The organism is Kitasatospora sp. NPDC005856 (genome assembly GCF_040629945.1).
Taxonomy (GTDB): domain Bacteria; phylum Actinomycetota; class Actinomycetes; order Streptomycetales; family Streptomycetaceae; genus Kitasatospora.
Genome location: NZ_JBEXWT010000110.1, coordinates 1 through 18,298 on the forward strand (window position 1 = coordinate 1; position 18,298 = coordinate 18,298).

The window sequence follows — 18,298 nt, forward strand, 5'->3', positions numbered from 1 at the left end:
ACCACCGCCACACCCAAGGACTCCCCGCCACCAGCCTCGCCTGGGGACTCTGGAACGACACCAGCACCCTCACCAACACCCTCACCACCACCGACCACCAACGCCTCACCACCAACGGACTCACCCCCCTCACCACCCCCACCGCACTCACCCTCTTCGACACCACCCTCACCACCCCCCACCCCCACCTCCTCCTCACCGGAACCGACCGAACCACCCTCCGCAAACGAGCGCGCAACGGCACGCTCCCGCCGCTCTTCGAACGGCTGGTCCCCACGCCGGTCCGGCAGTCGGCCGCGTCCGGCGGCCCCTCGCTGGCCGAACGCCTCAGCGGCCTGGACGGGAACAAGCGGGCCCAGGTCCTGCTCGACCTGGTGCGCACCCACGTCGCGGCGGTCCTGGGCCACGAGTCGGCCGGCGGCATCGATCCGGACTCGGCGCTCAAGGAGCTGGGCTTCGACTCGCTCACCGCCGTCAGCCTGCGCAACCAGCTGTCCGCCGCGACGGGCCTGCGGCTGCCGACCACGCTGGTCTTCGACCACCCCAGCACGGCGGCCATCGCGAGCTTCCTCGGCGGACAGTTCGACGGCGGCGCGGGCCGGCAGGCGCCGGTGCAGGCGGAACTGGAGCGTCTGGAGTCGGCCGTGGCCGCCACGGACCTGGACGAGGCCGGCCGGGAACGGCTCGGCGCCCGGCTGCAGGCCCTGCTGCTGCGGGTCACCGGGACGCGGGGGACGGCGGCGGCAGCCGCGGAGGACGACGATCTCGCGTCGGTGACCGACAGCGAGCTCTTCGACGTCCTCGACCAGGAGCTCGGACTGTCAGGGCTGGAGGACCGATGACCGGAGGACCCGACCGGATGGACGCGGCGAAGGAACAGAAGGTCGTCGACTACCTCAGGTGGACGACCGCGGAACTCCAGGACACCCGGCGCCGGCTCGCCGAGGTCGAGGCCGCCCGGCGCGAGCCGATCGCCATCGTGGCGATGGGCTGCCGGTACCCCGGCGGCGTCCGCTCCCCCGAGGACCTGTGGCGACTGGTGGCGGACGAGGTGGACGCGGTCTCGTCCTTCCCGCGCGACCGCGGCTGGGACCTCGACGCCCTCTACCACCCGGACCCGGAGAAGGCCGGCACCTGCTACACCCAGGAGGGCGGATTCCTCTACGACGCCGCCGACTTCGACCCCGAGTTCTTCGGGATCAGCCCCCGCGAGGCGATGGCCGTCGACCCGCAGCAACGCCTCCTCCTCGAAACCGCCTGGGAGACGCTGGAGAACGCCGGCATCGACCCGGCCTCCCTGCGCGGCAGCCGGACCGGCGTCTTCGCCGGCGTCCTGTACGACGACTACGCCGCCCGCCTGATGGAGCGGACGCCGGAGGGCTTCGAGGGTTTCCTCGGGACCGGGAGCGCGAGCAGCGTGGCGTCCGGACGGATCGCGTACACCCTCGGGCTGGAGGGCCCGGCCGTCACCGTGGACACGGCGTGCTCCTCCTCGCTGGTCGCCCTGCACCTGGCCGCCCGTGCGCTGCGCGACGGCGACTGCGAGCTGGCGCTGGCGGGCGGGGTGACCGTGATGGCGACCCCCGGCGTCTTCGTGGACTTCAGCCGCCAGCGCGGCCTGTCCCCGGACGGCCGCTGCAAGTCGTTCGCGGCCGGGGCGGACGGCACCGGCTGGGGCGAGGGCGTCGGCCTGCTGCTGCTGGAGCGGCTCTCCGACGCCCGCCGCAACGGCCACCCGGTGCTCGCCGTGGTGCGTGGTTCGGCGGTGAACCAGGACGGCGCCTCCAACGGGCTGACGGCTCCGAACGGCCCCGCCCAGCAGCGGGTGATCCGTCAGGCCCTCGCCGACGCGCGGCTCGGGACCTCGGAGGTGGACGTGGTGGAGGGGCACGGCACCGGCACCGTCCTGGGCGACCCGATCGAGGCCCAGGCCCTGCTCGCCACCTACGGCCAGGACCGGCCCGACGACCGGCCGCTGTGGCTCGGCTCGATCAAGTCCAACATCGGCCACACCCAGGGCGCGGCCGGCGTCGCCGGGGTCATCAAGATGGTGCAGGCCATGCGCCACGGGGTGCTGCCCAGGACCCTGCACGCCGCCGAGCCGAGCCCCCACGTGGACTGGACGGCCGGCGGCGTCGCCCTGCTGGCCGAGGCCCGCCCCTGGCCGCGCGGGGACGGGCCGCACCGCGCCGCCGTCTCCTCCTTCGGGGTCAGCGGCACCAACGCGCACGTCGTGCTGGAGGAGGCGCCGGACGACGCTCCGATGAAGGGCGTCCCGGTGGACGGCACCACGGCGGACGGCGCGGCGGCGCGGCCCGTCCCGCTGGTGCTGTCGGCCCGGAACGGCCCGGCGCTGCGCGACGCCGCCCGCGACCTGGCCGCCCGGCTCGCCGCCGACCCGGCGCCGCGCCCCGTGGACGTGGCGTTCTCGCTCGCCACCACCCGCACCGCCATGGCGCACCGCGCGGTGGTCGTCGGCACGGACCGCACCGATCTGACCCGCGGCCTGGCCGCACTGGCCGGGGGCGGCCCGCTGCCCGGCAACGTGGTGGTGGGCCGCCCCGGGACGGGATCGGGCGGGCTCGCCTTCCTGTTCACCGGCCAGGGCAGCCAGCGCGCCGGGATGGGACGGGCCCTGGCCGCCGCCCACCCGGTGTTCGCAAGCGCCCTGGACGAGGTGTGCGCCGAGCTGGACCGTCACCTCGACCGCCCGTTGCGTCCCCTGCTGTTCGGCGCCGAGGACCACCCGGACGCCGCGTTGCTGCACCGGACGCAGTACGCGCAGCCGGCGATCTTCGTCGTGGAGACGGCGCTGTTCCGGCTGCTCGGCCACTGGGGGCTGCGGCCCGACCACCTGATGGGCCACTCGGTCGGCGAGCTGACCGCGGCGCACGCGGCCGGGATGCTCGACCTGTCCGACGCGGCCGGGCTGGTCGTCGCACGGGCGCGCGCCATGCAGCGGGCCCGGCCGGACGGCGCGATGCTCGCCGTCGAGGCGGCGGAGGAGGAGGTGCTGGCCGGCCTGGCCGGCCGCGAGGCCCAGGTGTCGGTGGCGGCCGTCAACGGGCCGACGGCGACGGTGCTGTCGGGCGACGAGGACGCCGTCCTGGAACTCGCCGCGCACTGGCGCGCCGAGGGCCGACGGGTGCGGCGGCTCGAGGTCAGCCACGCCTTCCACTCCCCGCACATGGACGCCGTCCTGGCCGAGTTCGGGGAGGCCCTGGCCCGGGTGACGTTCGCCGAGCCGACCGTCCCGATCGTCTCCAACGTCACCGGCGGACCGGCCGACCCGGCCCGACTGCGCTCCCCCGACTACTGGCTGGAGCACGCCCGGCAGCCCGTCCGGTTCGCCGACGGCATCCGCACGCTGCGCGCGGCCGGGGTGACCTGCTTCGTCGAGCTCGGGCCGGACGCGGTGCTGACCGCGCTGGCGCGCGAGTGCCTGCGCGACCGGGGCGACCGGGGCGACGGCGGGCCGGCGGACACCGGAGCGACGGACGGCGGGCCGGCGGACGGACGGACGCCCACGCTGGTGCCCGTGCTGAGTGCCCGGCGGCCCGAGCCGCAGACCGCGCTGACGGCGCTGGCCGCGGTCCACTCGACGGGCCGCCCGGTCGACTGGGCGGCCCACTTCGCCGGCACGGGGGCCGTGCGCGTCCCGCTGCCGACCTATCCGTTCCAGCGCCGGAGCTACTGGCTCCACCCCGACGCCGATCCGGCCGGGGCCGGCTCCGGGCCGGGGCAGCGGTCCCTGGAGTCCCGGTTCTGGGCGGCCGTCGACGCGCAGGACGCCGCGTCGCTCGGCCGGTCCCTGCGGCTGTCGGACGTCCAACTCGCCTCGTTGGCCGAGGTCCTGCCCCTGCTGGCCGTCCACCGGCGGCGCGCCGGGTGGCACCACCGGACGGTCTGGCAGCCCGTGGCGGCGGGCCCGGCGACGGAGGCCCGGAGGCTGCTCCTGCTGGTGCCCGACGGACCGGCCGACGACGGCCCCGCGGCCCGGCTGGCCGCCGCGCTCGGCGACGCCGCCGACCGCCTCGTGGTGCCCGCCTCGTTCGGGGACGACGGGGACGACCGGAACGACGGGGACGACCGGAACGCCGACGGTCTCGCCGCACTGGTCGGCGCCGCACTGGTCGGCGGCGCACCGGTCGACGCCGCAGGCCCGGCGGGGACGCCCCGGGCGGTCGTGTCACTGCTCGCCTTCGCACCGGAGCCCGGTCGGGGCCTGGCGCTGACCGCCGCCCTGCCACAAGCGCTGGACCGGGCCGGGGTGGACGGTCCGCTGTGGGTGCTGACCAGCGGCGCGGTCACGGCCGGCCGGCTCGACCCGCCGGTCTCGCCCGAGCACGCCGCCGTCCGGGGCCTCGGCGAGGTCCTCGTCGGCGAGCACCCGCACCGCGCGATCGGCCTGCTCGACCTGGAGGTGCCGCCCGCGCGGCCCGCACCACGGGCCCCGGACGCGCCCGACCGCCCGGACGAAGGCGGGGACGACCCGTCCGCGCGGCGGCTGGCCGCCCTGCTCTCCGCTCCGCCCGCGGACCCGCGCCTCGCCCTGCGCGGCCCCGGGCTCCTCGCCGAGCGGCTGGCCCGGACCGCCCCGCCCGAGGACGGTCCCGAGCTCCCCCGGTGGCCGACGGGAACGGTCCTGGTCACCGGGGACGATCCGGTGCTCGGCGGCCACGCGCTCCGCTGGCTCGCCGAACACGGCGCCACCCGGCTGGTCCTGGCCGGCCCGGCGGACCCAGCGGCGGCCGGCGCCGCCGGACCGTCCGGCCTCGCCCGCTCGGCCGAGGGGTCGGGCGCCGAGGAGTCGGGCGCCGAGGTGACGGTGGCGCACTGCCCGGCCGGCGACCGCGAGGCGCTCGCCCGGGTGGTCGCGCAGTGGTCGCCGACGGCCGTGGTGCACCTCGCCCACGCCGGCGGCGCGTCCCCGGCGGCGGCGGTCGACGCCGCGCGCGCGGTCGACGACGCCACCGCGCACCTCGACCTGGCGGCGTTCGTGGTCTGCTCCTCGGGGCCGGGAGCGCTCGCCGCCCCCGGGGAGGACGGGCCGGCCCCGGTGCACGCCGCCCTGGCGGCGGTGGCCCGGCAGCGGCGGGAGCGCGGGGGGCGTGCGCTGTCCCTCGTGTTCGGACCGCTCGCCCCGGGCACCGACGGCGTTCCCGCCGACAGCGCGCACCCCGCCTCCCCGGTCGGCCTCCGGCCGCTGCCGGCGGCCCTCGCCGTCGGGGCGCTCGGCTTCGCCGGTCAGCCCGGTACCGGGGACGTGACGGTGGCCGACCCGGACCCGGGGGCCGGGCCCTGGCCCGGGTCCGACCCGCTCTTCGCCGGCCTGCCCGGCTTCGCGGCCGCGGCCGAGCCGGGTTCCGCCGGGTCGCCGGCCCCGGCCGTGGATCCGGCGCTGTCGGCCCGGCTCGCCGCCGCGGACCCCGCAGAACGCGCCGCGATCGTGCTGGACCTGGTCCGCGCCAAGGCGGCGGAGGTCCTGGGCATCGACGCCGCCGAGGGGGTCGACCCGGACGCCGACCTGCCCGCCCTGGGCCTGTCGTCCCTCGCCGCCCTCGACCTGAGCGCCCAGATGCGCGCCGCCGGACTGGATGTGACACCGCAACAGGTCTTCGACCACCCGACACCCGCCAAGCTCGCCGCGTCCGTGTACCCGGCCCGCTAGAACCCTGGGGGACACCTCCATGCACCACGACATCGTCATCGCCGGCGCCGGACCGGTCGGGCTCATGCTCGCGTGCGAGCTGCGGCTGGCCGGCGCGGAGGTCGTCGTCCTCGACGGCCGTCCCGGCCCCGAGGCCCACGCGCCGGGCGTGGCCGTCAACCCCGGAGTCATCGAACTCCTGGAGATGCGCGGGCTGATGGAGGCCTGCCGTCCGGACGGCTTCGAGTTCCCGATGGCCCACTTCGCGCACATCTGGCTGGATCCGTCCGCACTCGCCGACCGGTACCCGTACAACTTCTCCCTGCCGCACGGCCGGCTGGTCCACCACCTGGTGGAGCGGGCCCGGGCCCTGGGGGCGGACCTGCGGTTCGGGCACCGGGTGGTCGGCGTCGAGCAGGACGAGCACCTGGTCGACGTCCGGTTCGAAGGCCCGACGGGCGAAGGGACCCTGCGCAGCCGCCACCTGGTCGGCTGCGACGGGGTGGACAGCGTGGTGCGCCGGGCGGCGGGCATCGCGTTCCCGGGCGACGAGGAGCCCTTCCACGGCACGGTCGCCGACTTCCGGCCGGCGCAGGACAGCGTCCTGCGCCACCACCTGGGCGCCCGCGAGTACCCGGCGGGGCTGCTGGCGGTCAGCCCGCTGGGTCCGGACACCGTCCGGGTGCTGACGGCCGAGTTCGGCGCGGAGCCGCCCGCCGGGGACGACGCTCCGGGGGCGGCGGAGGTCCAGGGCGCGGTGAGCCGCCTCGCGGGCATCGCGTTCACCGACGGACCGCCGCTCTGGTCGGCCCGCTGGTCCAACGCGACCCGGCTCGCCGAGCGGTACCGCGCCGGGCGGGTGTTCCTCGCGGGGGACGCCGCGCACCAGCACTTCCCGCTCGGCGGGCAGGCGCTCAGCACCGGCCTGGACGACGCGGTGAACCTGGGCTGGAAGCTGGCGGCGGACCTCGCCGGCCGGGCACCGGCCGGCCTGCTCGACAGCTACCACGAGGAACGGCACCCGGTGGGGGCACGGGCCTGCCTGACGACCCGTGCGCAGGCGGCGCTGCTGCACCCGCTGACACCGTTGCGGGAGGTCTTCGCCGAGCTCGTCCGGTTCCCGGACGTCAACGCGCACCTGGTCACCATGGTCGGCGGCACCGACACCCGCTATCCCCTGGGCCAGGCCGACCCGGACGCCGATCCGCTGCTCGGCCGCCGACTGCCGGGAGTGTCGGCGGCCGCCCGGGCCGTGCCGGCGCTGGCCTCGGCCTGGGAGGCCGGCCACGCGGTGCTGCTCGACCTCCGCGAGGACGGCGACGGAAGCGGCCTGGAGGGCGAACTCGCGGGCCGGGAGGGCCTGGTGGACCTCGTCACGGCCAAGCCGCTGCCCGGTGTGGACGCCGAGGCGGTCCTGCTGAGGCCGGACGGCCGGGTCTCCTGGACGCTGCGGGCGGGCGGGTCCCCCACGGGCCTCGCCGCCGCCCTCACCGCCCTGTTCGGGGAGCCCGCGGCCCGTTGAGGAGGACCGACGGGCTCCCCGAACAGGGCGGGCGCCCGCCGGCCCTTAGGGCCGATTAAGCGCGACGGCACAGCATGACGATGGCAGGCGAAAGGACGAACATGGACGTGTACGTGCACTCCGCCGGGACGGTGCTGCCCGGTGCGCCGGTGGACATCCCGGCCCTGGCCCGACGGTTCGGGCTGCCCCGGATCTGGGAGCAGTGGGTCGACACCTTCATCGGCACCCCCCTCCGGCACTACTCGGTGGACCTGGACTCCGGCGAGGTCCGCTTCTCCCTGGCCGATCTCGCGGTGACCGCGGCGCAGCGCGCGCTGACGGCCGCGGGGATCACGGCGGCCGAGGTCGACCTCGTCGTCATGGGCACGTCCTCGCCGGACATGCTGATGCCGGCCACGGTCAACGTGGTCGCCGACCGGCTGGGCATCGACGGGGTGCCCGGCTACCAGCTCCAGTCGGGGTGCGCGGGCGCGGTGCAGGCCCTCGACGTGGCCCGGCACATGCTGGGCTCGGGGAGCTTCCGCACCGCGCTGGTGATCGGCGCCGACTCCTGCGCCAAGCACTTCGACCTCACCCTGGACGTCAGCGCGCTGCCGCCCGAGGAACAGGTCAACGGTGTGCTGTTCGGGGACGGCGCCGGGGCGGCCGTGCTGAGCACGGAGCCGTCGGCGGAGCCGGTCGCCCTGCGCTGGACCCAGGTGCGGTGCGTGGGCCGGAACCGGCCGCCGGGACAGACCCTGGACTGGTTCGGCGCGGCGGACCGGCACCTGGACCGGCCCGCGGCGGTCGAGGACTACCAGGCGGTCCGCGATTCGGTTCCCCCGCTGGCGGTCGCCACCCTCGACGAGGTGCTCAAGGAACTCGACTGGGAACGCGACGAGTTGGACTACATCCTGCCGCCGCAGCTGTCCGGCCGGATGACCGCGGAGATCCATGCCCGGCTGGACCTGCCGGACGCCCGGGAGGTCAGCTGCATCCGCGAGACCGGGAACACCGGCAACGCGCTGCCGTTCTTCCAGCTGGAACGGCTGCTGCCGCGCATGATCGCCGGCGACCGGGCGGTCGGGGTCGCGATCGAGTCGAGCAAGTGGATCAAGGCCGGGTTCGCGCTGGAGCGGGTGGAACGGTGACCGCCACCCCCGCCGCCTCGCCGCCGCCCGCCGCCCCCTCGGCCCGCGCGGTGGCCGAGCTGCACGCGGCCGGCCGGCTCGCCACCGACTACCCGCGGGTCCGCGGACTGCTCGCGGACCTGCCGGGCGCCGAACTGGCCAGGGCGGGCCAGGTGCTGGCCCGGCTCGACCCCGACGAGGTGCTGCGCGCGCACCCGTCCGCCCCGGTGGTCGGGATCGCGGTCACCGGCCACCGCACGCTGGGCACCCTGGTCCCCCCGTTGACCGCCGAGCTGGCCCGCCACGGCCTGCTGGCACGGACGCACCTGTCCGGCTTCGACGGCTGGGTCTTCGACCTCGGCGACCCCGGCAGCGAGCTGTACGCGGCGCGCCCGGACGTCGTGCTGTGCGTGCTCGACCCGGACGTGGTCTTCGACGAGGTGCCGCTCCCGTGGACGGCCGCGGACGTCGAGCGGGCCCTGGACGCGAAGGTCGCGCTGGTGCGGGACCTCGCGGCCGCGTTCGACCGCCGGGGCTCCGGCACGCTGGTGCTCAACACGCTGCCGCTGCCGCGGCGCTTCACCGCGCAGCTGGTCGACTACCGCTCCCGGGCCCGGCTGGGCGCGGCCTGGCGCACGGCCAACGCCCGGCTGCTCGCGCTGGGCGAGGAGTTCCCGTCGGTCGTCACCCTGGACCTCGATCCGCTGATCGCCGAGGGGATCCCCGCGGAGGACGCACGGCTGGGCCGCTACGCCGGGGTCGGCCTGTCGCCGGCCCTGCTGGCCCGGTACGCCCGCGAGGTCGGGCACCTGGCCCGGCACCTCACCGGGCGGACCCGCAAGGCGCTGGTGTGCGACCTGGACGGGACGCTGTGGGGCGGGATCCTGGGGGACGACGGCGCGGAGGGCGTCGAGCTGGGCGAGAGCCCCCGGGGGGAGGCGTTCGCCGCGTTCCAGCGGGTGGTGCGGCAGCTCGGCTCGCAGGGCGTCCTGCTGGCGGTGGCGAGCAAGAACGATCCCGAGCCGGTCGCCGCGGCGCTGCGCGACCACCCGGGCATGGTCCTGCGGCCGGACGACTTCGTCCGGGTCACCGCGAACTGGCGGCCGAAGCCGGAGAACCTCGCCGAGCTGGCGCAGGCCCTCAACATCGGCGTGGACTCCTTCGTCTTCGTCGACGACAGCGCCTTCGAGTGCGGGATGGTCCGGCACGCGCTGCCCGACGTCGCGGTCGTCCGACTGGCCGAGGAGCCCGCCCTGCACATCGAACGCCTGCTGTCCGACGGCTGGTTCGACACCCGCGAGCTGAACGCGGACGACCGCGCCCGGTCCGCCCGCTACCGGGAGGAACTGGACCGGCAGGGCTTCCTGGCCTCGTTCGACTCCGTCGCCGACTACCTGAGCGGGCTCGGGGTCCGGGTGCGGCTCGCGCCCGTGACGGCGGCCGAGGTCGCCCGCGCCTCCCAACTCACGCTGCGCACCAACCAGTTCAACATGACCGGCCGGCGGCTCCAGCCGCCCGAGGTGCGGGCGGCCGCGGACGGCCCCGGGAGCCGGGTGCTCGCCATCCGCTCCGCGGACCGGTTCGGCGACAACGGCATGGTCGGCGTGGTGCTCACCCGGGCCGAGGCCGGGGTCGTCCACATCGACAACTTCGTCCTCAGCTGCCGGGTGTTCTCCCGGGGCATCGAGACGGCCTGCCTGAGCGCCGTCCTGGCGGACGCGAAGGCCGCCGGGGCGCACGCGGTGGAGGCCGTGTTCCGGCCCGGCCCGAAGAACGCCGGAGCGCGGGACTTCTACCCGGAGCACGGCTTCACCCGGGTCGGGGAGGCGCCCGGCGGCGGTGCGGTCTACCGCCACGACCTGGCCCGCGTCCCGGCGTCGCCCGCGCACATCGAGTTCACCGAATCCCAGGAGGAGAGCCGTTGACGACCATTGAGGATTTCATGGTGCTGGTCCGCGACGAGATCGGGCTGCCGCTCGGGCCCGAGGACGCCGACCTGCCGCTCGACGGGCTCCCGGGCTGGGACTCGGTGCACCTGCTGACCCTGCTCACCGCCCTGGAGCGGGAGACCGGGCGGCCGGTCTCGCTGCCGGACGTCCTGGCCGCGGACAGCCTGCGGGGGATCCACCGCGTGGCGGTGGGCGCATGACGGCCGGGCCGGTCGGGCCGGTCGCCAGGGAACGGCGCCCCACCCTGTACTTCCTCCGGGAGATCCGGTCGTTCGCGCCCGTGCACCTCGACACCGAGGTCGACATGACCCGGGTCGGGGCGCTCCGGGCCGCCGCGCTCGCCGAGGGCCGCCGGTCGTCGTGGCTGAGCTACGTGCTGTTCGCCGCGGGGCGCGCGCTCGCGGCCCACCCCGAGGCCAACGCCGCGATCGGCGGCCGGGTGCGGCGGCCCAAGGTGGCCCGGTTCGCCTCGGTGAACGGCAAGTTCACGATCGACCACACCACGAACGGGCAGCGGGTGGTGCTGTCGGCGATCGTCCCCGACCTCCAGACGGCGGGCCTGGAGGAGATCCAGCGGCAGGTCGACCACTACACCGGCGGCGACGCCGACGGGCTGCCGGAGTTCGCCGGCGCCCGGCTGCTGCGCCGCCTCCCCTGGGTGCTCGGCGAGGCGGCGTACCGCTCGCGGGTCCGCCCGCTGCGCGGCCGGGCCGCCGCCATCGGCACCGTCGCGGTGACCTCGCTGTCCCACCGCGCGGTGGACGGGTTCCACTCGGTCGGCGGGACCACGGTCACGATCGGCCTCGGACGGATCGCCGACCGGCCGGTGGTGCGCGACGGCGCGGTCACGGTGGCGCCCGTGATGCGGCTGAACCTCACCTTCGACCACCGGGTCATCGACGGCGCGGAGGCCGCCGACCTGCTGACCGACCTCAAGCGCCTGCTCGAGGAGTTCGAGGACGCGCCGGCCCGGCGCGGCGGCACCAACGACGTCGGCGAACTGAAGCAGTTCGTGCTGGCACACACGCGGGGGCAGAAGGTCGCGGGCCACGAGGAGGTGCTGGCCCGGATCCGCGACGACGCGGACGGCGAGGGCTCCTGGGCCGCCGAGTGGACCCGCTCGGCGAAGCGGCTGGAGCTGGACGGGAAGCTGCTGGACGCGTGCCGGCACTACTCGATGGCCCGGTTCCCGTTCGTGGACGGGGCCGCGCGCCGGCGGGCGCTGGACGAGACGGTGCGGACCTTCGACGAGTGGCGGCGCGGCGACCCGGACATCGAGCGGCTGGAGGTGGAGCTGCCGAACGGTCGGGTCGCCGCCTGGGCGACGGGGATGTCCGACGGCGTCCGGCGTCCGCTGCTGATCGTCAGCGGCGGCATCGTCACCGTCAAGGAGCAGTGGGGGCCCACGCTGGCCGCGATCCGGCGCCTGGGCATGGCCGGCATCGTCACCGAGATGCCCGGCGTCGGCGAGAACACCCTGCCCTACGACCGGGACGCCTGGCGGATGCTGCCCGGACTGCTCGACCACGTGGCCGACCGGGCCGACGTGGCCGACTCGTACACGCTGGCGCTGAGCTTCAGCGGCCACCTGGCGCTGCGCGCCGCGCTGGACGACCGCCGGATCAGGGCGGTGCTGACGGCCGGGGCTCCGGTCAGCGGCTTCTTCACCGACCGGGAGTGGCAGGCCGCCCTGCCGCGGATCACCGTGGACACCCTGGCGCACCTGATGGACCGCAAGCCCGACGCGGCGCTGGAGGAGCTGCGGGAGTGGGCGCTGCGGCCCGAGCAGCTCGCCGCGCTGGACGTCCCGGTCCGCTACGTCGCCTGCGCGCGCGACGAGATCATCCCGCGCTCGGACGTGTCCCTGCTCCGCACCCATGTGCGGGACTTCCGGAGCCTGGTCCACGACGACGTGCACGGCGCGCCCGCGCACTCCGTGGAGACGCAGCTGTGGCTGATCCGGTCGCTGCTGGGGATCCGCGGCGGGAACGTCCCCACGGCGCTGGCCATCGACCTGCTCTACCGGCTGGCCCGGCTGCGCGGCGGCGCGGCGGGCTGACGGCTCCGGGCCGGCCGTCGGACGGGCCGGCCCGGCCCGCGCGGCCGGGGTCCAGCGGTCGGCGCCGCTACCCGGGGGGCGCGGGGAGCGCGGGGGCGATCCGTTCCAGGGTGGACCGGATCGCCTCCGACAGCGGGACGTCCTGCGGGTTGTCGACCCAGAACTCGATCGCGACCCTGACCGCGTTGACCACCACGGTGGCCAGCAGCCGCGGGTAGACGTCGGCCTGCAGGTCGACGCCGAGCCGCTCGGCGATCCCGGCGGCCAGGGCGTTCTCCCGGGCGGCGTGCGCCTTGAGGTACTCGCCGCCCAGCGGCGAGGTCGCGACGGCCAGCCGCACCTTGGTGACGAGGTCACGGTCCACGTTGTCGCCCGCCAGGAAGGCGGCGAGCATGGCGTTGACGACCGCCTCGAGCAGCGGTTCGTCGGCCGGCCGCTCCCGCAGGTGCTCGCGGATCGCCGCCGACCGGTCGAGGTCCACCGCGTACAGGGCCTCGTTCTTGCTGCGGAAGTAGTTGCCGAACGAGCGGGTGGACATGCCGGCCCTGGCCGCGATGTCCTCGACCCGGACGTTCTCCCAGCCCCGCTCGACCGCCAGGCCGAGCGAGACCTCGCTGAGCGCGCGGCGGACCGCGGCCACCTTCCTGTCCCGAACCGTTGGCGTCACGGCCCCAGCGTCGCACGCGGGTTCCGGCCGGGCAAGTTCGGACACCGCAGGGAATTGCCGAGTCGGCAAGGACCGCCGGCCCCGGCCCGGGCCCGCGGCCGCACACGCTTCAGGGCCTCTTTAGTCGGGTCGGATGGACTGGGCCCGTCCGGCCGCACAGACCCCCGGGAGTCCACCATGCGCGTCCTGTTCACCCCGCTCCCCGTCGGGAGCCACCTCTACCACCAGGTGTCGCTGGCGTGGGCCTTCCGCGCCGCCGGGCACGAGGTGCGGGTCGCCTCGCAGGCCTCCCTCACCAAGTCGACCCTCAGCGCCGGGCTGACCCCGGTCGAGGTGGGCGACGACTACGACTTCCTGGGCAGCATGGCGGCCATGCCCGAGAGCCACCGGATCACCGCGGCCGCCCTGATGGTGCTGACCGAGGAGGAACGGCGCGCGATGGGGCAGCGGCGGTCCGGCCCGCTGATCGAGCTGAACCGGCGGCTGGCACCCGACCTGCTGCGGTTCGCCGAGGAGTGGCGGCCCGACCTCCTGGTCACCGACCCGACGCTGTTCGCCGCACCGCTGGTCAGCGCCGTCCTCGGCATCCCGATCATCCGGAACATCTGGGGCCCCGACATCATCTACGGCCACCCCCTGCAGGGGCAGCCCAACACCGGCGCCGAGCGCGAGCAGTGGCACCCCGGCCTGGTCGAGCTGTTCGACCGGTACGGGGCGGAGGTCCGCAACGACTACATCACGCAGACCGTCGACCCCTGGCCGGCCAGCCTGCGCACCTTCGGGGCTGCCAAGCCGCTGCCCCGCCGCTACGTGGCCTTCAACGGCGCGGGCGCGCAGCCGGACTGGATCCTCAGGCGCACCGGGCGGCCCCGGGTCTGCGTCACCTGGGGGACGACCACCAGCGCAGTCGGCGGCCGCAGCACCCTGCTCCCGCGCGTCGTCGACGCGCTCGCCGGGCTCGACGCCGAACTCGTGGTCGCGGTCAGCAGCATCGACCGGAAGAGCCTCCAGGACCTGCCGGACAACGTGCGGGTCGTCGAGAACCTGCCGCTCAACCTGCTGATGCCCAGCTGCGACGCCATCGTCAACCAGGGCGGCACCGGCTCGGTGCTCACGGCCGCCGCCGCCGGGGTCCCGCAGGTGCTGGTGCCGGAGATCTCCGAGGCGCCGACCAACGCCATCAGCTTCACCGCGAGCGGCGCTTCCGTCCTGCTGGAGCCGGCCGACCTCACCGCCGGGACCATCACCGCCGCGGTGACGACCGTCCTGACCGACGACGCGGTCCGGACGTCGGCCGACCGGATCCGCGACGAGATCGCCGCCATGCCGTCGCCCGCTTCGGTGGTCTCCTCCATCGAGGCCCTGGTCGCCGCCTGACGGAGGGACACCGGGCCGCGGTCCGCCCATCGGGCGGACCGCGGCCGCACCGCAGCTCCCCGCCCGGTGACGCCGCGCCCGTGGCGTCCGTGACGCCCCAGGAGGGCATCTTGCGCATCCTCTTCCTTCCGGTCGCCGCGACGACCACACCGCTGTTCCACATGGTCCCGCTGGCCTGGGCCTTCCGGGCCGCCGGCCACGAGGTGCGGGTCGCCGCCCTGCCGGACCTCACCCCGGCCGTCACCGGCGTCGGCCTGCCCGCCGTCGAGGTCGGGCACGGCTACGCGCTGATGGACGGGGTGATCCGCTCGCGCGGCGGCCACCGGGTGATCGAGGCACCGGCGAAGGACTGGGACCGGACCCGGCTGGCCGCCCCGGACGGCCCGCACGAGGGCGCGGCCGCCCCCGGCGATCCCGAGGCCGCCCGGCTGGCGGCGCTCCGCGACGCCAGCATGGCCCCGCTCGTCGAGGCCGCCGTCCGGATGGCGCCCGACCTGCTGCGCTTCGCCGAGCGCTGGCGGCCGGACCTGGTGGTGGCCGACACGATGGTGTTCGCCGCGCCGCTGGTCGCCGCGGCCCTCGGGATCCCGCTGGTCCGCCAGACCTGGGGGCCGGACGTCATGCGGGTGATCAGCCAGCCGCTGCAGGGCCTGCCCGGCGCCGGCGACGAGGTCCGCCCGTACTGGCCCACCGGGCTCCCCGAACTGTTCGACCGGTACGGGGCGGAGATCCGCAACGACTACCCGGTCCGCACCGTCGACCCGTGGCCCACCAGCCTCCAGCTGCCGGGCATCCCCGGGCGGCTGCCGATGCGGTTCGTCCCCTACAACGGCGCGGCGGCCGCTCCGGACTGGGCGCTCGACCGCCCCGAGCGCCCCCGGATCTGCGTCACCTGGGGCACCTCCACGTCCGCGCTGGCCGGCGACGAGGCGTTCGTCCTGCCGCAGGTGGTGGCCGGGCTCGCGGACCTGGACGTGGAGGTCACGCTGGCGATCAGCGCCGGCGACCGGGCCAAGATCGGGCCGCTGCCCGCCAACGCCCGGATCGCCGAGAACGTGCCCCTGCACCTGTTCCTCCCGAGCTGCGCCGCCATCGTCAACCAGGGCGGGACGAGTTCGCTGCTCACGGCGGCCCTGCACGGCCTGCCGCAGGTGATGATGCCGCAGACGGCCGACAACCCGTTCAACGCCGCCAACTTCGCGGCCGGCGGGGCGAGCATCACGCTGGACCCGACCGAGGCGGGCCCGGCGGAGATCGGGGCCGCGGTCGGCCGGCTGCTCGCCGAGGACTCCTTCCGGGCCTCGGCCCGGAAGGTGCGCGAGGAGATCATGAGCGCCCCGACGCCGGCCGGGATCGTCCGGTCCCTCGAAGCGCTGGTCTGACCGTACGGGCCGCCCGGTCACCCCGGGCGGCCCGCACGCGCGGGGCCGCGCGGCCGCACCCGGACCCCGGACACCCGGTACGACCGAGGGGCCCGGCACCGGAACCCCGGAGGAGGGGACCGGTGCCGGGCCCCTCGTCCGGGTCCGGCGGCCGACGGAACGTCAGGCGCCGACGCCCTGCTCGAAGGAGAAGAACCCGTGCGGGTCGTAGGCGTGCTTCGCGGTGACCAGCCGCGGATAGTTCTCGGCGTAGTACGACTGCCGCCAGTCCGGCAGCGCGGGGTCGATGTAGTTCTGGTAGGTCTCGTGCGCGGAGTACCGGTCCGTGACGGCGAAGCCGTTGTCGATCCACGACCGGGCGGCCGCCTGCTCCTCGGCGGTGGCCTTGTCGGGCGCCACCACGGTCGCCCAGTCCACCGAGAACCGGGCGTCGCGGTGGACGTAGGCGGTCGCGGTCCGGCCGATGTCGGCGGCGGCGCCGCCCAGGGCGAAGACGTGCACCATCCGGGCGTGGCCGGCCCGGCGGTCGGCCTCGAAGGCCGCGAGCAGCTCGGAAACCCCGGTGGCCGGCAGGTCGTCCCGGAACAGCCGCGACCGGCTCAGGGTGAAGCCGCTGCGGGGCAGGTTCGCCTGCGGGTTGTCGCCGACCCGGTGGCACTGGGCGACCGAGCTGGTGGAGCACTTGAACCAGGACATCATGCCGCCGCGGAAGCCCAGGTCCTGCACGTTCCGGTAGGGCGGCGTCTGGCCGATCGCCGCGGCCAGCGCGTTCAGGTGCGGCGTGAGCTCCTCGGGCGAGCCGATGAAGGTGCCGTCGGTGAGCAGGAACGGCGCGGCGCCCGGGGAGGCGTCGAGCAGGCCGAGCAGGCAGCGGGCGCCGATCTCGCGGGGCGCCGAGTCGGCCAGCCAGCGCTGCCAGCCGTCCAGCACCTGCGCGGCGCTGTCCCAGGGCCAGGCGAGCGTGTAGTTGACCATCCGCGGGATGGTGGTGTGGCGGCGCTCGTAGCGGGTGACGATGCCGAAGTTGCCGCCACCGCCGCCGCGCAGCGCCCAGAACAGCTCGGGCTGCTCCTGCTCGGAGGCGGTCACCACGGCCCCGTCGGCGAGCACGACCTGCGCCGACACCAGTGAGTCGGCGCCGAGGCCGAGCGCCCGGGTCTGCCAGCCGATGCCGCCGCCCTGCAGGTACCCGCCCATGGCCACGGTCGGGCAGATCCCGCCCGCGAGCGCCACGCCGTTGGCGGAGGCCGTGTCGACGACGTCCACCAGTTGGGCGCCGGGGCCCAGGACGGCGTTCTGCGGGCCGATCCGGATGCCGTTGAGCTGCGACACGTCGATGATCAGGCCGGTGGTGGTCGAGTAACCGCCGTAGCTGTGCCCCCCGCTGCGGGGGACGGCCGGTATGCCGTGGTGGTGGGCGAAGGACAGGCAGGTCCGGACGTCGGCGACGTCCGCGCAGTAGGCGATGCCGGCCGGGTTCACGGTGTCGAACGCCATGAAGTTCAGTTGCTTGGCGAGCGCGTAGTCGGGGTCCTGCGGCCGGACCAGGCGGCCGTGCAGCCGGCTCGCCAGCCGGCTCCACTCGGTCGTCGCCGCCAGGCTGGCCGGACCGGCGCCCATCGAGCCGAGGCCCGCCGCGGCCAGTGCGACCGCGCCGCCCTTGAGCAGTGTTCTACGGGTGGGCACGCGTGCTCCTCCTTCGTCGTCGTTCAGCGCCGGGCCGTGTGCGCGGCCAGCTGCTCGGTGATCAGGTCCACGATCCGCTGCCGGTGCTCGGCCGGGAAGAAGTGGCCGCCCGGGTAGACGTGCAGGTCGAAGCCGCCCGTCGTGTGCCGTTCCCAGGCGCGGACGTCGTCCGGCGAGGTCTTGGGGTCGGCGTCGCCGGCGAGGGCGGTGATGGGGCAGTCCAACGCCGCCTCTCCGACGAGCCGGTAGGACTCGGCGGCCTTGTAGTCGGCCCGGATCGCCGGCAGCGCCGCGCGCATCAGCTCGTCGTCGGCCAGGACGCGGGTGTCGGTGCCGCTGAGCCGGGCCACCTCGGCGAGGAGGCGGTCGTCCTCGAAGGTGTGCACCAGCTCGCCGCCCGCCCGCGAGGGCGCCCGGCGCCCGGAGGCGAACAGCCGCACCAGGGTCGCCCCCGGGGCGGCCTCGATCCGGCGCGCCAGCTCGAACCCGAGGGTGGCGCCCATGCTGTGGCCGAACAGCGCCACCGGCCGGTCGAGGAACGGGCGCAGCGCGGCGAACGCGGCGTCGGCGAGCGCGCCGACGTCGTCGATGCAGGGCTCCTGCCGGCGGTCCTGGCGGCCGGGGTACTGCGTCGCCAGGACGTCCACGCGCTCCCCGACCGCCTGGGCGAACGGGAAGAAGTAGCTGGCCGCACCGCCCGCGTGGGGCAGGCAGACCAGCCGCACCGGCGCCTCCCGGGCCTCCGGGACGTACCGCCGGAACCAGCGGTCGCCCGCCTCCGGGACCGTCGTCATCGGTTCCCCCTCCTGTCTCTCCGGCCGCTCAGCGGCCCTCTCGTCCACCGGACCGCGCAGTGCCCGGCGTTCCCCTCCGGCACCACCGAAATGATCGTACGAC

At 75.8% G+C, this 18,298-nt stretch carries 12 protein-coding genes; 9 read left to right on the top strand and 3 right to left on the bottom strand.

Annotated features, from left to right (window positions below; translation table 11 throughout):
- From ABZ449_RS36990 to ABZ449_RS37020, 7 genes are all read left to right on the top strand, one after another.
- Nucleotides 1–842, top strand: an 842-nt coding sequence (locus tag ABZ449_RS36990) for a phosphopantetheine-binding protein (protein WP_360355027.1), incomplete at its 5' end; no start/stop codon positions are given.
- Nucleotides 839–5,671 carry a type I polyketide synthase gene (locus ABZ449_RS36995; protein ID WP_360355029.1) on the top strand — a complete coding sequence of 1,611 codons (4,833 nt, stop codon included), beginning with the start codon at nucleotides 839–841 and terminating at the stop codon, nucleotides 5,669–5,671. The genes ABZ449_RS36990 and ABZ449_RS36995, both read left to right, overlap by 4 nt.
- Nucleotides 5,672–5,690: 19 nt before the next feature.
- On the top strand, nucleotides 5,691–7,172 hold the full coding sequence (locus ABZ449_RS37000) for an FAD-dependent monooxygenase (protein WP_360355032.1): 1,482 nt from the start codon (nucleotides 5,691–5,693) through the stop codon (nucleotides 7,170–7,172).
- A gap of 101 nt (nucleotides 7,173–7,273) precedes the next feature.
- Nucleotides 7,274–8,302, top strand: a complete 1,029-nt coding sequence (locus tag ABZ449_RS37005; RefSeq protein ID WP_360355034.1) for a 3-oxoacyl-ACP synthase III family protein — start codon at nucleotides 7,274–7,276, stop codon at nucleotides 8,300–8,302.
- Complete coding sequence (locus ABZ449_RS37010; protein ID WP_360355036.1) at nucleotides 8,299–10,206, top strand: HAD-IIIC family phosphatase; 1,908 nt, start codon at nucleotides 8,299–8,301, stop codon at nucleotides 10,204–10,206. Before ABZ449_RS37005 ends, ABZ449_RS37010 begins: the two co-directional genes overlap by 4 nt.
- Nucleotides 10,203–10,430, top strand: coding sequence for an acyl carrier protein (locus ABZ449_RS37015; protein WP_360355038.1), 228 nt, complete (start codon nucleotides 10,203–10,205; stop codon nucleotides 10,428–10,430). Before ABZ449_RS37010 ends, ABZ449_RS37015 begins: the two co-directional genes overlap by 4 nt.
- A complete protein-coding gene (locus tag ABZ449_RS37020) occupies nucleotides 10,427–12,289 on the top strand; it encodes a 2-oxo acid dehydrogenase subunit E2 (protein ID WP_360355041.1) in 1,863 nt (620 codons plus the stop codon). The genes ABZ449_RS37015 and ABZ449_RS37020 overlap by 4 nt, the downstream gene beginning before the upstream one ends.
- Nucleotides 12,290–12,356: 67 nt before the next feature.
- On the opposite strand, the gene ABZ449_RS37025 is transcribed toward ABZ449_RS37020, so the two are convergent.
- A complete protein-coding gene (locus ABZ449_RS37025; RefSeq protein ID WP_360355043.1) occupies nucleotides 12,357–12,956 on the bottom strand; it encodes a TetR family transcriptional regulator in 600 nt (199 codons plus the stop codon).
- Nucleotides 12,957–13,133: 177 nt separating this feature from the next.
- Here ABZ449_RS37025 and ABZ449_RS37030 point away from each other — a divergent pair, with 177 nt between their 5' ends.
- Complete coding sequence (locus ABZ449_RS37030) at nucleotides 13,134–14,333, top strand: nucleotide disphospho-sugar-binding domain-containing protein (RefSeq protein WP_360355046.1); 1,200 nt, start codon at nucleotides 13,134–13,136, stop codon at nucleotides 14,331–14,333.
- A gap of 110 nt (nucleotides 14,334–14,443) precedes the next feature.
- Complete coding sequence (locus tag ABZ449_RS37035; protein ID WP_360355049.1) at nucleotides 14,444–15,715, top strand: nucleotide disphospho-sugar-binding domain-containing protein; 1,272 nt, start codon at nucleotides 14,444–14,446, stop codon at nucleotides 15,713–15,715.
- A gap of 162 nt (nucleotides 15,716–15,877) precedes the next feature.
- Here ABZ449_RS37035 and ABZ449_RS37040 read toward each other — a convergent pair whose 3' ends face one another.
- Nucleotides 15,878–17,401 carry an FAD-binding oxidoreductase gene (locus ABZ449_RS37040; RefSeq protein WP_360355051.1) on the bottom strand — a complete coding sequence of 508 codons (1,524 nt, stop codon included), beginning with the start codon at nucleotides 17,399–17,401 and terminating at the stop codon, nucleotides 15,878–15,880.
- Nucleotides 17,402–17,424: 23 nt separating this feature from the next.
- Entirely contained in the window at nucleotides 17,425–18,195 is a 771-nt protein-coding gene (locus tag ABZ449_RS37045; protein ID WP_360355053.1) for an alpha/beta fold hydrolase, read from the bottom strand.
- Nucleotides 18,196–18,298 lie beyond the last annotated feature (103 nt).

Excerpts from the sequence above, each read along its gene's own strand:
- ABZ449_RS36995 (WP_360355029.1), top strand. The coding sequence starts at position 839 with ATGACCGGAGGACCCGACCGGATGGACGCGGCGAAGGAACAGAAGGTC.
- ABZ449_RS37000 (WP_360355032.1), top strand. The coding sequence starts at position 5,691 with ATGCACCACGACATCGTCATCGCCGGCGCCGGACCGGTCGGGCTCATG.
- ABZ449_RS37005 (WP_360355034.1), top strand. The coding sequence starts at position 7,274 with ATGGACGTGTACGTGCACTCCGCCGGGACGGTGCTGCCCGGTGCGCCG.
- ABZ449_RS37020 (WP_360355041.1), top strand. The coding sequence starts at position 10,427 with ATGACGGCCGGGCCGGTCGGGCCGGTCGCCAGGGAACGGCGCCCCACC.
- ABZ449_RS37030 (WP_360355046.1), top strand. The coding sequence starts at position 13,134 with ATGCGCGTCCTGTTCACCCCGCTCCCCGTCGGGAGCCACCTCTACCAC.
- ABZ449_RS37045 (WP_360355053.1), bottom strand. The coding sequence starts at position 18,195 with ATGACGACGGTCCCGGAGGCGGGCGACCGCTGGTTCCGGCGGTACGTC.